Raw genomic sequence first — 16,701 nt, 5'->3', positions numbered from 1 at the left:
TTGTCCTTCTTTCTGCAATATCTTCATTGGACTCTATATTTATTTTAACCTTAGTGGTCAAGAATGCAAGGACCTTGGTGCCTGTCACTCCCCGAATTTTGTCGAATAGCTTTTATTAGTTTCTGATCTGACCGTGTCCTCTAACAAAGAATTTACTTGATGTTAATGCCTGCAATCCCATAGGGCCTCTTGCATGCAGTTTTTGCGTGCTGATTCCGATCTCAGCACCGTACCCAAATTCAAAGCCATCTGTAAATCTCGTTGAGGCATTATGGTAAACCGCCGCAGCATCTACATTCTGTAAAAACATCTGTGCATTTGTTTCGTCTTCCGTAATGATTGCCTCTGAGTGTCTCGTTCCATATTTGTTTATATGCTGAATCGCTTCGGTGACGTTATCAATTCGTTTCACACTGACAGCCAGACCGAGGTATTCTTTAGACCAGTCTTCTTCTGTTGCTTTCATTGCTTGGGGAAAAACTTCGCTGACATGTTCATCGGCATAAACGTCCACATTTTTTTCTGCCAGCTTCTTTAATAGTCCTTCTCCATATGCACGAAACCATTCTGGGTGCACCAAAATAGATTCAATGGCATTACAAACTGATGGGCGCTGCAGCTTTGCATTCAGCACAATTTGCTCTGCCATCTCCTGCTGAGCCGACTCGTCTATATAAACATGACAGTTCCCTGCACCTGTTTCAATCACAGGTACAGATGCTTCCCTGACGACAGTATCGATTAGATTTTTGCCACCTCTTGGTATCAATACATCCAAATAATCGTTCAAACGGAAAAGGTCTTTAGCTGTTTCTCTGCTGGTGTCCTCAATTAACTGGACTGCATCGACTGGAATTTTGCTTTTCTCCAATGCACGGTGAATGGATTTAACAAGCGCAATATTCGAATTTCTTGCAGAAGAGCTTCCCCGTAGAATCACTGCATTTCCTGTTTTCAACGTAAGTGTGGCTGCATCAATCGTCACATTTGGCCTGGCCTCATATATCATTCCTACAACACCAATTGGCACCCGCTTTTTCTGAATGCAAAGCCCGTTATCCTTCTCAATCGTTTCCAGTACTTCACCAATAGGATCTTCAAGATCAATGACCTGCCCAATGCCCTCTGCAATGCCCTTTAACCGTTCCCTGTTCAGCATAATCCGATCCAGAACTGCCTGTGTCAACCCTTTTTCTTTCCCTTCAGCAAGATCCTTCCCATTCTCCTGTAAAATAATATCCTGATCGGCTATCAGTTGTTCTGCAATGAAACGTAGTGCCGTGTTTTTTTCTTCCGTTGTCACTCCCGTCAACAGATAACTTGCAGACTTGGCAGCTTTACCTTTTTGAATCACTTCACTCATTGTAATTCCTCCCCTGTTTTATTCGCTCCCACCCAGCCATCACGGTGGATTACTTCAATTGAAGGTAAAATCATATCTTTTTCATTGTCCAGCAGCCTATTTAAATCTTCTGAGGAACATCTTACCTGGCCTTTTCCAAGCAATCGATTTACGCCATACACTTGCACGACATCCCCCTTCTCAAATCTCCCAGTAACTTTAAAAATTCCTGGCGAAAGCAGGCTGCTTCCATGATATAGAATAGCCTCTTCAGCTCCCTGATCAACAAATAGTTTCCCCATTGATTGGGAGTGCAGATCGATCCATTGCCTTCTCGTATTGATGGGACCGTTTCGATGACCCGAAATATAGGTACCATCCCCTTCGCCTCTTATTATTTGAAGAAGTTTCCCATTACCTTTCCCATGGCCGATAAAAACAGGTACACCAAGTGAAGTAGCTGTTTTGGCAGCCATTAATTTTGATTTCATGCCCCCTGTGCCAACCTTCGATCCGTTCGTATCAGCCATGTGAATCATCTCGTCCGTAATTGATTCCAAAAAATCGTATTTCACAGCATTAGGATTTGTCCTTGGGTTACCACTGTACAAGCCATTTATATCTGTTAAAATGATCAACTGGTCAGCATGGACAAACCCGCTCACCAATGCCGATAACATATCATTATCTCCAAATGTCAATTCTTCAACAGAAACCGTGTCATTTTCATTAATGATTGGCAAAATACCTCTCTCCAGCAATTCCATTATTGTTGCATAACCATTCCTGTACCGCCCTCGGTTGGAGAAATCACTTCTCGTTAATAGCAACTGTGCAGAGGTAATTTGATACTCGCTGAACTTTTCGATATAAGTTTGAATCAATAGGCTTTGTCCGATTGCAGCTGCTGCCTGCTTCCCTTTCAGTGTCACTGGTCTGGAAGAATAGCCGAGCTTTATAAACCCAGCTGCCACCGCCCCTGAAGATACAAGGATCACTTCATGATTTTCCTTGCGAAGCGCAGCCAATGCATGAACATGATCACTAACTTTCTTCTGGTCAATCTCACCTTTATCATTTGTTAAAGAACTGCTCCCTATTTTGACTACAATTCGTTTTTTACTCATCATGCATGTCTCCTATACAATTTTTTAAAACGAAAAAAAGCCCAATCATCCCTAATTATAAGGACGAAAGAACTTTGCTTCCGCGGTACCACCATTACTTGAATGTATGCACATTCCACTCAAATCCATAACGCTGGATAAGCGCCCATGTTTTGGCATGAGACTCTGAAGGCAGGTTCTGAAGCTTGAATATGACGGGATCTTTCAGCTGTTAAATCCCGCTCTCTTTCATACCAATTTCCTCATACTATTCCTTCATTAACGTTCGATATTGTTGATATCATTATGGATAGTAATAGAACTTATGTCAATAGTGAAAATATAATAGAATTTTTTCATCTATGTGGATGATTTTTCAGGAACTCCTCTATCTCCATTATCGCAGGCATTCCACTCTGGGCACCAACCTTTGTAACGGAGAGGGCACCAGCAGCATTTGCATACTCTACAGATTTCTCTAAACTTTTACCGGAAGCCAACTGAGAAGCAAGCACGCCATTAAATGTATCGCCAGCACCTGTCGTGTCAATTGCATCTACATCGAACCCCTGGAAAGAAAGATGTTTCCCCCCGGTAAAGAAGCTTACACCTTGATCCCCTCTCGTAACAATCAGCTTATCTTGAAATAAAGCAGAAGCCGAATTATCCGTTAATGCCCTTGCTTCCAATTCATTTGGTGTGATATAGGTTACTCCCTGCAATAGTTCATCACTTAATGGTTGGAATGGTGCGGGATTTAATATGACTGGCACATGAAATCGATTTGCTATCTCAATTGTATAGCGTACAGACTCTAATGGGATTTCCAATTGCAGCAGAATAATATCACTCTGACTGATCAAGTTCTTGTGTTGTTCAATCCATTCCTTTGTAACCAAGTTATTTGCACCTGGAGCGACAATTATCCGATTATCATTATCCGATAATATAATCGATGCAATACCAGATGCAGATTCCGGGCTTTGAAGAATTCCATCTGTATGGATTCCTTCCTTTTCCAGATGGGAGAGCAGTGTTTTTCCGAAAGAGTCATCACCAACAGCTCCAATCATATGTACCTGAGCGCCACTCCTGGCAGCTGCCACTGCCTGATTAGCACCCTTACCTCCAGGATAAGCAGCGAAATCTTGACCTAATACAGTCTCACCCTGTTCCGGCACTTTATCTGTCTTGACCGTCAAATCCATATTAATACTTCCCACAACACAAACTGTTTTCTTTTCAGCCATCATCTTACCCCTTCAACCTGACTTTGTATGTAAAAATTAATCTATTAATCCCATTGGCGCCACTTTAATATGATATGATTTGCCACATTAGTACTCACGGGAGGATTGTATGCGATATCAAATTTAAATCTAAAAAAGAGACTACTTAAATATAAGTCAGCCTCTTTCCATTGCGTTTATAATTGTGGCGCAGGATCATGTGGTTCACATTCACATGTATTGCGTTATCCTTCCGTCTTACACAAATCAGCTCATCGCTCATTAAGTATAGCATTATTTTTCACTTTCCGCCAGTTTAATTTAAAATCCAGATTCTTGGTAATACAATTCTTATCCAACTATAATTAGGAAAAAAGGAGAAAACTATACAATGTGTCTAATCAATTTCCAATTGAAGAATCATTCCAAATATAAATTAGTTATCGCAGCAAATCGGGATGAGTTTTATGCTCGTCCCACGAAAGAGGCTGGTTTCTGGGAAGACCACCCGGAAATACTTGCCGGCAGGGATTTAATTGGTTTGGGAACATGGCTTGGCATCACAAATAGCGGCCGGTTCGCTGCGTTGACAAATTATCGGGATCCAGCCATGGAGGGGCAAAACTACACTTCTCGTGGTGAAATTGTAACCAACTATTTGAAAAGCTTTGAGTCACCTGAAGATTATTTACAGACGCTGAGCACTAACCGAAAAGATTATGCTGGGTTCAATGTCCTCGTCGGCGATGCAGATCAACTGTATTATTATAATAATATTCAGGACAAAATCTCCAGAATTCAGGCAGGTACACATGCTCTCAGCAATCATTTTTTGAATACTCCATGGCCAAAAGTAATAAAAGGCCGTCATGCACTTAAGAATTACTTGGATGAAAATAAAAACATCACGATCAATAAGCTGTTTGAAATCGTATCTGATGCTGAAGAGGCTGGAGATGAAGAATTGCCGCATACTGGAGTGGGCATAGAACTCGAAAGAAAACTTTCCCCTCTTTTTATCCGAACTCCAGACTATGGGACTCGCTCTTCCACTATTTTATTGATAGATAAGAGCTATAACGTTACTTTTGTGGAGCGGACGTATGAGAAAGGACATTTCAAAAAGGAAAACAAGTATACTTTCAAGCTGGAATAAAAGGTTAATAAAGAGCCTCTTAGGGTAAATTAATTTTATACATCTTTTGAAGCGTCTACTGTTCACAATTACTTCAAAATGAAGTTGATAATTCGTCATAAATGAATCACATGCTGTCTCTCTATGAGGGTAGAATGAAGGTATACAACCATACACACAGTCAATTAGTCTTCTTAAAAGACTTCTATGCTCAAGAATATCGTAAACGAATAAAGGAGGATTTACATTGTTGTTTGACGATCCGGTATATGCCAGCAGATTACTTACCCTCCTAACCCTGTCCTTCCATATCATCTATGCAACCATCGGGGTTGGGGTGCCACTCATGATTATGATTGCGCAGTGGATCGGTATCAAAAAGAATGATATGCACTATATAATGATGGCAAGACGCTGGGCGAAAGGCTTTGTTGTAACAGTTGCAGTAGGGGTTGTAACCGGTACAGCTATTGGACTGCAGCTTTCTTTATTGTGGCCGCAGTTCATGGAACTTGCCGGAAACATCATTGCGCTGCCATTATTTATGGAAGTTTTCGCTTTCTTTTTTGAAGCAATTTTCTTAGGAATATACTTATATACTTGGGATCGCTTTGATAATCCAAAAAAACATTTTCTATTGCTGATTCCTGTTGCAATCGGCGCGGGTATGTCAGCATTCTTTATTACAGCTGTGAACTCCTTTATGAATTCACCTGCTGGCTTCGACATAGTAAATGGCCAACTGGTAAATGCCAATCCAATTGCTGCTATGTTCAATCCATCCATGCCGACGAAAGTGACGCATGTCCTTTCTACAGCCTACATGACAGTGGCATTTATGCTGGCAGCTATTGCGGCTTATAGGTTAATTAAAGGTTCCAACCATGTATATCATAAAAAGGCTCTTTATATGACAATGAAAATCGGGCTTGTCTTCGCTATAGCAACGGCTTTGCTTGGTGACCTTTCCGGTAAGTACTTAGCAGAATATCAGCCTGAAAAACTTGCTGCAGCTGAATGGCATTTTGAAACAGAAAATGAAGCCCCATTAATTATGTTTGGGGTAGTCGATGAAAATCAGGAAATCAGCTATGCGATTGAGATTCCGCTTATGCTTAGCATTCTTGCCCATGGATACCCTTCAGCAGAAGTAACCGGTCTGAATGAATTTCCTGAGGAGGAACAGCCTCCATTGATTATTCATTATTACTTCGCCATCATGGTTACGATTGGTGTATTTATGATTGGACTCTCGCTTGTTTATTGGTTTGGAATCAGGCGTGGGTGGCCGTTTGTAAGAGCACAATGGTACCGTTGGCTGATTGTTCTTGGAGGTCCACTGTCATTTCTTGCAATTGAAGCAGGCTGGTGGCTTGCGGAGCGTGGACGTCAACCATGGATTTTAAGAGGCATTATGACGGTTGATCAGGCTGCAACAACGAGTGATTATGTAGGACATATGTTCATTTTGTTTGCAGGGCTTTATCTTGTTCTAGGAATAGGGACTGTTGTCGTGCTTCGGAAAATTTTCAAAAACGACCCAGTGGAAAAAGAACTCGAAAAACTGCAAGGGGGTGAGCCATCATGAGTTTAGAGCTGATTGGAATTTCAGTACTTTGGCTATTCCTGTTTGGGTATGTCATTGTTGGTTCCATCGATTATGGTGCGGGGTTCTTTAATGCCCACAGTATCATTACAGGAAAACAGCACATCCTGTCCAAAGTCATTCAGCGCTATCTTTCCCCTGTTTGGGAGGTTACAAATGTATTTTTCGTATTCTTTTTTGTAGGTATAGTTGGTTTCTTTCCACAGACTGCATACTACTTCGGAACGATACTTCTCGTTCCGGGAAGTATCGGTTTAATATTACTGGCAATCCGCGGTTCCTATTATGCTTTTGAATCCTATGGGGCAAGAGGGCACAAAGGGTATGCCTTTATGTATGGAGCGTCAGGATTGCTCATCCCTGCATCATTATCTATTGTGCTGACAATTTCAGAAGGTGGATTTGTATCAATCGTAGACGATAATCCTGTACTTGATTATGCAGCACTGTTCACCAGCCCATTAACATGGTCTATCGTTGTGCTCAGTATTGCAGCAGTACTGTATATATCAGCGGTATTCCTCACTTGGTATGCTTTTAAAACAGGTGATGACAATGCCACAGAACTCATGCGAAAATATGCAATCGGATGGTCTGTACCACTGATTATTGCAGCTAGTGGCATTATTTATGAGCTAAGCTTCCATAATGAGGAACATTTTTCCAGAATGATAGATTTATGGTGGATGTTTGGATTATCATTTCTATTATGGATTGGAACAGTCTGGCTCCTCTGGAAACGAACAAGATATGGCGTTGCATTTGGCCTGCTTGTAGGACAATTTGCTCTAGCCTTCTTCGCATACGGTATTTCCCATTATCCGTATTTGCTTTACCCTTACCTGACAATATATGAAGGGTTTACCAATACAGCAATGGCAATCTCACTTATCATTGCCTTCATACTGGGAATGGCTCTCCTGCTCCCATCGTTGTATTTATTAATGAAGCTGTTTCTATTTGATAAGAATTATGTGCAAGGAAATAATAGTAAGAAGGAGTGAACGAAATGATCAATGACTTTCTAGTCTTTGTCGCTCCCTTTCTGATTATCATCGGTGCAATCGCACTTGCATTCTGGGCAGCCGGTAAAGATGAACCTGTAAATAAGAACAAGTTGTTATAGAAAAACAGGGCATTCGCCTATGTCTTGGCGAATGCCCTTGCTTTTGGATATGCGGGAAAAACCTGTTGCGAGCTCGTCAGCCATGGCCTCCAATTGTAAACTATGGCATTTATTTTGTGAACTATGGCTTTTTCTCGGGATCTTCGGCATTTTCTTTTTAAACTTCGGCCATTTTACCGTAAACTTCGGCATTTCCGCAAGAAACCGTCATTCTCCTCCAAATACACTCTGCTCAATTTCCTTCATCTGATAAAAATAACCTTTTCTTCCCATCAATTCATCATAAGTCCCCTGTTCGATGATCAGGCCCTGTTCCATTACAATAATTTGGTCCATCTTTTCAAGACCTGTCAAGCGATGGCTGATAAGAACTACAGTATCATCTTGCGCAAGTTCAAGAAGTCGATCATAAAGCTCCTTCTCCGTTACAGCATCGACCGATGAGGTTGGCTCATCCAATAACCAGAAAGGTGCTCTCCGAAGCATTGCACGTGCAAGGGCTAAACGTTGTTTCTCTCCACCAGAGAGGTTTCCACCTTTTTCCATGACTTGATCATCTAAAGACAGATGATCAAGTTGTACATTTCGCAGGATGTGTTGCATTTCCTCCTCATTTAATCCACCCTTTGCAAGTTCAAGATTTTCTCGAACCGTTCCGTAGAAAAAATGATTGGATTGCAGGACAACATTCACGTTTTCCCAAATCGTTTCCTGGGAGAGCTTTTCGATTGATTGTTGATTGTAGGCAATCATGCCATCACTGGGCGGATAAATTTTCAATAGCAATTGCATGATTGTCGATTTTCCGGAACCGCTTGCACCTACAATCGCTGTTTTCGATCCTTCAGGCAAAGAAAAGGAAATATCTTTCAGCGTGTTCCTTTTTTCTCCCGGAAAGGAAAAGCACATGTTTTTTACCTCCACGGAAGGGGCAATTCCCTTCATGACCGTATCATTATTATTATCTGGCAGGTGATATTCTTGATCATTCACAACTGTATCCAATCTTGATACAGCTTGTCGGCTATCCTGAAGATAACTTGGATAAATTGCCATTGCCGTCGTATTTTCAAATACTGTCAATGAAATCATGACAAGCAGGGCGAGAAATACGCCGTTTAATTGACCTGTTGTAACCAAATATGCTCCAACAGCAAGTACGGAAACGGAAACAAGTAATGATACAAAGGTGTTCACTGACTCACTGAATATTTTTTGGAAATTTTCCCGCTCCTGCTCTTCCAAATAAGCATCGGATGAGTGAAGCAGTTCCGATTCTTTTTTATTCACTTGCTGGTAGATTTTCAGATCTCTAAATCCATATAGAAATTCCGTAACCTCCGTAGATAATTCTCCCCTGCTTTCCCTCACCCTCCTGTCAATGTTTTGCTGTCTCCACCCGAAAAGAGCAGGTACGATAAAGGTGGTCAAGAGCAAGCCTGCAAGGATAATCAGTGCGGCTTCGAGTGAAAAGATTGACGTGAAAAATATAGTTACAAGAAATACAAGGACAATGACGATTGGAGGGTAGAAGACACGTAGGAAGTAATTTTGCAATGTCTCTATATCTCCAACGATTCTTGCTAATAAATCTCCACTTCGATATTTCTGAAAGATTGCTGGGACAAGTGGTTCCATTTTTTCATAAAATGACACACGCAAATTGCTGAGCATAGTAAAGGTCCCGCGATGGGAAAAATATCTCTCGCCATACCTGCTCACTGCAGATATGATTCCGAGCAGCTTCACGACGGCTACGAGAACCATTAATGTGTATATTGGCGGTGCCAATGCCGCCTGCGATATAAGATAGCCACTTGATGAAAAGAGACCTACAGACGTAATACCGGCAAGAACCCCGCAGATAATGGATAAAATAATATCCCTTTTTTCCTTAAGCAACACCGTGATGACAGATCCTAATCCTTTCATTGGGCCATCCCTCCCTGCTGTACGGTTACCATTTTCCGATACACTGCATCTGAATTCAGCAAGTCTTCATGTGAACCTGAAGCCCTTAATTCTCCATCTTCCAGCAGAAGAATCTTATCGGCATTTTTAATCGTGTGCAGTCTGTGGGCAACTGTAATGATAGTTGAGTTTTTACCTAACTCTTTTATCGATGCCTGCAGGATTTGCTCTGTTTGCAGATCGAGTCCTGTAGTTGGTTCATCAAATAAGATAACGGATGGACGTTTGAGAAATGCCCTTGCAACAGCAATCCGTTGTCTTTCCCCTACGGAAATACCCCTTCCCGCTTCACCGATTTGGGTATCATATCCATGATCAAGTGACTGAATCAGGATATCTATCCCAGCCTTCTCCGCAGCTTTGATAATTTCAGTACGTGATGCTCCCTTACTGGAACCAATTGCTATATTATCAGCGATGGTTCCTGAAAATAAATACGGATCCTGGGAAATATAACTTAGATGATCAAACCAATCATGTTCCCGCAGCTGTTCGCGTTTTTTGCCATTGATTCGAATTTCTCCATTCATGGGTGAAATAAGTCCAGCTATCATATTCAGCATTGTCGATTTCCCGGAACCACTTTTGCCTACAATCGCTACCTGCTCGTACGGTTGGATCTCATGGGTAATATTTCTTAATGCAAATCCATCGGTATTATAGCTGAATCCAGCTTGATTGAGTTCAATGTGTGGAGGTTCGGTGGAGACGATGGGCACACTTCCCCATTCAACATTTTGAATCGTTTCGGTCAATTCTTCTTCAAGTTTCTTCGCTGCGCCCATACTTGTTCTGCCAGTATGGAAGGCGCTGCCTAAATCTTTTAGTTTGGTAAAAAACTCAGGGGCGATAATCAGCATGAGGAAACCTGTAAAAAAGGTGATATCCTGAAAAATAATCAGACGCACTGCGATTTCAAGTGCTACAAGACCGACACTGAGCATAGAAATAAATTCCAGTGCCAGAGAATTGGTGAAAGCTATCTTCAATACTTCCATCGTGGTATCACGAAACCGGAGGCTGCTGTTACGGATTTTTTCTTTCTGCTGCTGCGATTTCCCAAACAGTTTAAGTGTGGTCAAGCCTTGTAGTGTATCAAGGAAAGTTCCAGAAAAAGCAGCCATCTGATCAAACTGTTCTTCCGATTTATCCCTTGTTTTAAAGCCGATAATCATCATAAACACCGGAATGAATGGCGCTGTGATTAAAATAATGATCCCAGTGGTCCAATGCTCCATGAAAATGACAACAAGCAGCATCAAGGGGATAACCGTTGACTGGATTACCTGTGGAATGTAACTGCTGAAATAACTATCGATTCCATCAACCGTGTCCATCATCACACTGACTTTCTGGCCTGATTGTCCATGCAATGAGGCTTGCAAAGGACTATTTGAATATTTATTTAAAAGGGAGCGCCTTAACTTCCCCTTAATCGTGGAAGCCATCTTAATTCCTGTCCTGAGGTTCAAATAGGTGAACAGCGTTCTGGTTAACAGAACTGCCAACAACCCAATTAACAGGGGTATAACCTGTGAAAAACCGTATCCTTTGAGGAAAATACGGTCAACGATAATAACAAACAAATAAGCCTGACCGATTATTGCAAATCCTGATAATACCGCCAAAATAAACATGGAAATCAACTTGCTTTTCTGTTCCATCATCAATTGCTTCAGTCTGTCCATTACTGTGCCTCCCATTGAAAACACCATAGTGAATCCCTTCACATAAGTATACATGAAGCAAAACAAGGAAGTAAATTTATCTTCCTTGTTTAACAAAAATGTCAAATTGGTGCTTTGACATTTTTTGAAATATCAATAACCTATATAAAGTTAATGTTATAGGTTGAGCAATTTCACTTTTTAAAAAAAACACACACACAATAACGTCCCCGGTCAGCATGGACGAATATCAATCACATTACTTTTTTCTTTTACGATCAACCTTCACGATAATGTATATGATGAGTGCTAGTACAGCATAGACAAAAAACATGACAATAAATCCCCATAAACCCATGACTGCATCCGCAAACTCCATATTTCCACGATTCGTGATGGCCTGCTGCAATTCGATGGCAAAAACCAGTACGAGCATAACCGTAAACGTATAAATGAATGAAAAGATGGTAATACTCCATTTCAAGTTTTCAAGAATTTTAAAAAAGAAGTAGACAAAAAAGAAGGTAATCATACCTATAAATCCAATCACCCAAAAATGAAGCTCTTTATCGGACATACGCAAGCCAAATATATCAATTATCATATCGTGTACATTATTTACGATTTCTGCTAATGCAATGACAATTTCTTTCATCTGTACCTCCAATTAATTTATTGATCTCCAATTAATTTTACTACATTTTTGATGATAGATATCAATTATTTTTTCGAGCAGTTTGATCTCTTTGGCCTCTTTATCCTCTGAATACACCCCCCATTAACTTATGGTCTGCGTTCCCAAGGCTCCAATGTACCTACAATATGCAATAGCCTCCGTTCTTTAATTGCTTTTATGACCCCTTCAGAAATTTCCTTGTGGGTCAACCACCTTGATTTCGTCCCCTCAATGACGAATCCAAGCTGAACCTGATGATATATACAGTTTACAGGAACTTCAGCTTTTCTTTTCATATGATTCAAATCATTACTGCTTCCAACTATATGGAATAAATCCCATGATGTTTCTATGCTGGCAACCTCGTCGCTGATAATCTCAAGAGCATTCTCTGCAACAGAATGAATCCACGCTATAACCAAATTGATATTCCCGTTTTGCAGAATCGTCTTCCTTACCGCTTCTTTTAATTCGCTTTCATTTCTGTAGTCGACATATAAAGGTATAATCATTGACCTGTCCTTTGCCGCGTTTATTAGCCGCCACATCCGTGTTTGACTTCGAGCAATAACAGACACGAAATACCCTTGATTAACCAAATACATTGTTGCTTCAGCCAACATTCCTGTTCCACCAACCACTAGTGCATGTTGCATCCCATCACCCCTTTTATATAAATAAATTCCTCACTCACAATACTATTAAAATATTTTTACTTCCTTTTAGGAATTATAAAATATTTTATACTTATAATTATAGTATAAGGAATCGAACATACTAAGAAACATTGCAATTGGTGAATTTCTTTCCGATTACGAAGGAGGATCATTTGAACATTATGACAAAGAGTTCAACTATTACATTTCAAAATTTAAGCGAGAAGAATATGTCGTTCGGTCAGGTGTTTCAAAATATCAAACGATTTATGTATAAAGATCCGGGTGGATGCTACAAGTTAATGTTCGGCACTGATTCACAGGTCCATCCAGATCATACAAGGTTTATTACAGGCGTTGTCATTCATTGCGAAACAAAAGGCGCATGGGCATGTATCCGAAAAGTAATCGTACCAAGAAAATTAATCAATCTTCATGAGAGGATTTCTTTTGAAACAACATTAACGGAGGAAGTAGTATCCATGTTTTCCGAGGATAGGAAGGAGCAGCTTATTGATATTGTCCTGCCGAATATTTATAAGGGAGCGTCCTTCACAATTGAAGGGCATATCGATATCGGAGCGGGAAACAGAAATAAAACTAAAATCTTTGTTAATGAGATGGTTTTACGAATGGAAACATTAGGCATCGAACCTAAAATCAAACCGGATTCCTTTGTGGCGAGCTCCTATGCAAATCATTTTACGAAATAAGCCATTACCCAATTAGCAGTTAAAACCGATAATACATAGGGAATTATCATTTTAGACATAGATGTATGGGAAGAGAGCCGATACAGATATAAAATGAGCGTTTCAGCAACAATAAAGCTAATCACCCTACCTTGACTGCTCAGTTGACATAAAAACTCCCACCGTCAACAATTTCAATCTCGGGACGGTTTTTCAGATCCTTCATTAGCCTAAACAATGCCTCATCCTTCTGTTTTGCTTCAATCATACAATCGATCTGATCCACACTGCCCTTTATATTATTTAAAAACGCCATAAACATATCGATGTCCACATAGTCGGCATGCGCCCGAAATTGCTGTTCCGATTTTGGACTTGAGATATGCATCTTTATCGGGAGATTGGAAAATTGCCACGTATCGATTACCCGCTCCCATTGTTTCAGCCAGTCTGCGTCTGCATGGTTAGCCAGATGGTGATGATAGTCAAAAACCATAGGAATCGATAATTTTTCACAAAGATATAAGGTATCCAATAAAGAAAAAGTCTTGTCGTCATTTTCCAGAATAATCATTTTTTGCAAGTCTGATGATACGAGAGCCCAATTCTGGATAAACTGTTCCAACGCCTTTTCTTTATCACCATAGCCACCACCCACGTGCATAATGCAGCGATGCTCCGGAGCAATCCTCAACCCTTTTAAAATACGATGGTGCATACGCAACGTCTTGATGGAATTTATTAAAACATGCTTTGTTGGTGAATTGATCAGTACAAAATGATCTGCGTGAAAGTCGACACGCAGATTAGGATGCTCGCTTAGAAAGGACTGAAGCTTTACTAAAGAATCTTTTAAGGGCTCCATATAATTCCAGTCAGAAGTATCTTCATGATCAGCCAAAGGAATTAGTTTTGATGATATACGGTAAAATAAAATATCATTAGCCACATTATAACGGAGCAGACGTAATAAGTTCATCAGATTGGCATTTGAAATTTCTTCAAGTTTATGGATTGCAGCTTCCCGGTCTTTAATCTGTAAAAATCTTGTATATGTCATTGTTTTTGATGTGGAGCTATTTTTAAGATGGGTACTAATGGCAGAGTATCCGAGTCTTACGAATGTCATGATAAAAAACACCCCTAAATAATTCTTTACATGAAGTGTTCCCTTTTTGCAGGAATCCATCAGGAATCTCCCAAGTTTGGTCTGTAAGTTATTTTGTCAAACACGGAGCGGCCAATAAATCAAATACTTACGTAATTTTAAATCGGGGAGTGACAGGCACTCGACCTGGCACTCCCCGAAATTGGATTCTTAAACTACTTGACGACTCCAATGCCTATGCATTGCAATAGCTTGAATAAACTTCTCTGTAAAGTCTTTATTGTTCCCTGTTACAACTCCAGGGCTTTCGAGCATATCATTTTCTTCCAACCATTGTATCCCACCATGTGTAGCTCCAACAGGTTTATAATGTTTGAATGCTTCTTTAGCAAAGTAATTGGAGTTTTTATAAAAAGTGCTGTCGATGTTAGCTCCACCTACGAGATAGATTGCATCATATAAAACCGGGTCTGTTGTAGAAAACGTGTGATCCACCATGATATCAACTTTATTTATCCCTGTCACAACACCTTGTTTATCACTGACCGTTTCATACGCAATCCCAGCCAGGTTCAATCCTTGCAAAATATCCTTCACTTCTGAGTCATTGTAGCCATTTTGTATGATAACGCCAACTTTTCGACCGGCAGGCGTTTTGATTGTGTTTTCCTGACTTAGCGCTGGTGAGGATTTTGTTACTTTTGACCCCTCTGCAACCGGGATAGTTGCTCCGATGTTTCTTGCGACTTCTGTGGCTAAAGCCAGATCAACATTCGCATACATATCCACTACTTGCTGTCTTACAGATTTATCCTTCACATGCCCCAATTCAAAACTGAATGCATCAATTATATGTTGTTTCTCGGTAGGGCTCATACTATTCCAAAACAGTTTCACCTGGGAAAAGTGGTCATTAAAGCTCGCACTTCTTGAGCGAACGATATTCCCTTCCACCTTTTCCTGATAATGTGCAAATCCCCCTTCTTCCTCTGTTGCAGGAGCAGGTGTATTCGCAGCAAGTGAATTATTTCGGTAGGCAACCTTACCTTTATTAATTGTTTGTCTATGATACCCGTCTCGCTGGTTATTATGAAACGGACATACCGGCTTATTAATTGGGATTTCATGGAAATTCGGACCACCCAAACGAATAAGCTGTGTATCTGTGTAAGAAAATAAACGACCCTGCAATAAAGGATCATTCGTAAAATCAATCCCTGGGACGACATGCCCCGGGTGAAAAGCAACCTGTTCTGTTTCCGCGAAGAAGTTATCGACGTTTCGATTCAATGTCAGCTTCCCGATAATTTTAAGCGGAACATCTTCTTCCGGCCATATTTTCGTTGAATCAAGAACATCAAAATCAAAGGCAAATTCATCCTTTTCCTCAATGATCTGCACACCTAATTCATATTCCGGAAAATTCCCCATCTCAATGGAATCGTACAAATCCCTCCGGTTAAAATCAGGATCCTTACCGGCAATCTTTTGCGCTTCATCCCATACAAGGGAATGCACACCAAGCTTCGGTATCCAGTGGAACTTTACAAAATGTGCTTTCCCCTCATCATTCACAAAACGGAATGCATGAATGCCAAATCCCTGCATCATCCGAAAGCTTCTCGGGATCGCCCGATCAGACATCAGCCACATGACTTGATGTGCGGATTCCTGATTATTGGCAACAAAATCCCAAAATGTATCGTGTGCACCAGATGCCTGCGGGATTTCATTATGTGGTTCTGGTTTAATCGCATGAACAATATCAGGAAATTTAATTCCATCCTGTATAAAGAATACAGGCATATTATTCGCAACCAAATCATAGTTGCCTTCATCCGTATAAAATTTCGTAGCAAAACCTCGCACATCCCGAACCGTATCCGCTGATCCACGAAAACCGACTACAGTGGAAAAACGAACAAATACCGGTGTTTTCACATTAGGATCCTGTAAAAATTTAGCCTTCGTATAAGGTTTCATGGACTCATAGACTTCAAATTCTCCATGTGCCGCAGTGCCTCTCGCATGTACTACTCGCTCCGGAATTCGCTCATGGTCAAAATGGGTCATTTTCTCCCGGAAATGAAAGTCCTGCATTAACGTAGGCCCACGTTCCCCAGCCGTTAATGATAAACCATCTTCAGAAACCTTCAGACCCTGATTTGTCGTCAATTTCTTGTTAGTATCATCAACCTTAAACTGTTCCAGCTGTTCTTGTTTCCTATTTTCATTCTTATTAGGTTTATCATTCATAGACAATTTCCTTTCATTAGGGTGTTACTATATAACATTCCCAAAAGGAAACTTTCTATAAGTTGGACAGCTCAAATATCTATGACACTTATTCTATTTTTCCCATGTATCCCTCCGTTGTATTTTCCATA

The 16,701-nt window shown here is 40.5% G+C and carries 14 protein-coding genes and 1 other annotated feature; of the genes, 5 read left to right on the top strand and 9 right to left on the bottom strand.

Annotated features, from left to right (window positions below; translation table 11 throughout):
- Positions 1-115: 115 nt before the first annotated feature.
- From A4245_RS01175 to rbsK, 3 genes are all read right to left on the bottom strand, one after another.
- Positions 116-1,363: a glutamate-5-semialdehyde dehydrogenase gene (locus A4245_RS01175; RefSeq protein WP_067724856.1), complete on the bottom strand. Its 1,248-nt coding sequence runs from the start codon at positions 1,361-1,363 to the stop codon at positions 116-118.
- On the bottom strand, positions 1,360-2,469 hold the full coding sequence (proB, locus tag A4245_RS01170) for a glutamate 5-kinase (protein WP_067724853.1): 1,110 nt from the start codon (positions 2,467-2,469) through the stop codon (positions 1,360-1,362). Before proB ends, A4245_RS01175 begins: the two co-directional genes overlap by 4 nt.
- Positions 2,470-2,525: 56 nt before the next feature.
- Positions 2,526-2,740, bottom strand: a binding site (T-box leader).
- Between the two features lie 64 nt (positions 2,741-2,804).
- Positions 2,805-3,698 carry a ribokinase gene (gene rbsK / locus A4245_RS01165; RefSeq protein ID WP_067724852.1) on the bottom strand — a complete coding sequence of 298 codons (894 nt, stop codon included), beginning with the start codon at positions 3,696-3,698 and terminating at the stop codon, positions 2,805-2,807.
- A 370-nt stretch (positions 3,699-4,068) separates the two neighbouring features.
- Between rbsK and A4245_RS01160 the strand changes: the two genes are divergently transcribed.
- From A4245_RS01160 to cydS, 4 genes are all read left to right on the top strand, one after another.
- On the top strand, positions 4,069-4,833 hold the full coding sequence (locus A4245_RS01160; protein ID WP_067724850.1) for an NRDE family protein: 765 nt from the start codon (positions 4,069-4,071) through the stop codon (positions 4,831-4,833).
- A gap of 226 nt (positions 4,834-5,059) precedes the next feature.
- Positions 5,060-6,400: a cytochrome ubiquinol oxidase subunit I gene (locus A4245_RS01155; protein ID WP_067724848.1), complete on the top strand. Its 1,341-nt coding sequence runs from the start codon at positions 5,060-5,062 to the stop codon at positions 6,398-6,400.
- The gene (locus A4245_RS01150; protein WP_067724846.1) at positions 6,397-7,422 is read left to right on the top strand and encodes a cytochrome d ubiquinol oxidase subunit II; all 1,026 of its coding nucleotides are present in this window, start codon (positions 6,397-6,399) and stop codon (positions 7,420-7,422) included. The genes A4245_RS01155 and A4245_RS01150 overlap by 4 nt, the downstream gene beginning before the upstream one ends.
- 5 nt (positions 7,423-7,427) lie before the next feature.
- Positions 7,428-7,544, top strand: coding sequence for a cytochrome bd oxidase small subunit CydS family protein (gene cydS / locus A4245_RS20910; RefSeq protein ID WP_407668340.1), 117 nt, complete (start codon positions 7,428-7,430; stop codon positions 7,542-7,544).
- 207 nt (positions 7,545-7,751) lie between these two features.
- Here the strand turns inward: cydS and cydC are convergent, their stop codons facing one another.
- The 4 genes from cydC to A4245_RS01125 form a co-directional block, all read right to left on the bottom strand.
- Positions 7,752-9,476: a thiol reductant ABC exporter subunit CydC gene (gene cydC, locus A4245_RS01140; RefSeq protein WP_067724843.1), complete on the bottom strand. Its 1,725-nt coding sequence runs from the start codon at positions 9,474-9,476 to the stop codon at positions 7,752-7,754.
- Positions 9,473-11,203, bottom strand: coding sequence for a thiol reductant ABC exporter subunit CydD (gene cydD, locus A4245_RS01135; RefSeq protein ID WP_067724840.1), 1,731 nt, complete (start codon positions 11,201-11,203; stop codon positions 9,473-9,475). The genes cydC and cydD overlap by 4 nt, the downstream gene beginning before the upstream one ends.
- A 238-nt stretch (positions 11,204-11,441) precedes the next feature.
- Entirely contained in the window at positions 11,442-11,837 is a 396-nt protein-coding gene (locus tag A4245_RS01130; protein WP_067724837.1) for a hypothetical protein, read from the bottom strand.
- Positions 11,838-11,965: 128 nt separating this feature from the next.
- On the bottom strand, positions 11,966-12,514 hold the full coding sequence (locus tag A4245_RS01125) for a short-chain dehydrogenase (protein WP_067724835.1): 549 nt from the start codon (positions 12,512-12,514) through the stop codon (positions 11,966-11,968).
- A 182-nt stretch (positions 12,515-12,696) separates the two neighbouring features.
- Between A4245_RS01125 and A4245_RS01120 the strand changes: the two genes are divergently transcribed.
- Positions 12,697-13,227 (top strand): ribonuclease H-like YkuK family protein, encoded by a 531-nt coding sequence (locus A4245_RS01120; RefSeq protein WP_067724984.1) that lies wholly within the window; start codon positions 12,697-12,699, stop codon positions 13,225-13,227.
- 139 nt (positions 13,228-13,366) lie between these two features.
- Here the strand turns inward: A4245_RS01120 and uvsE are convergent, their stop codons facing one another.
- Both uvsE and A4245_RS01110 read right to left on the bottom strand, forming a co-directional pair.
- A complete protein-coding gene (uvsE, locus tag A4245_RS01115) occupies positions 13,367-14,335 on the bottom strand; it encodes a UV DNA damage repair endonuclease UvsE (protein WP_067724982.1) in 969 nt (322 codons plus the stop codon).
- 189 nt (positions 14,336-14,524) lie between these two features.
- Complete coding sequence (locus A4245_RS01110; RefSeq protein ID WP_067724833.1) at positions 14,525-16,570, bottom strand: catalase; 2,046 nt, start codon at positions 16,568-16,570, stop codon at positions 14,525-14,527.
- Positions 16,571-16,701: the final 131 nt, after the last annotated feature.

It is taken from the genome of Oceanobacillus damuensis (genome assembly GCF_001618145.1).
Taxonomy (GTDB): domain Bacteria; phylum Bacillota; class Bacilli; order Bacillales; family Amphibacillaceae; genus Oceanobacillus; species Oceanobacillus damuensis.
The sequence above is the reverse complement of the archived record's forward strand: the minus strand, read 5'-3'. Positions and strand labels throughout refer to the sequence as shown.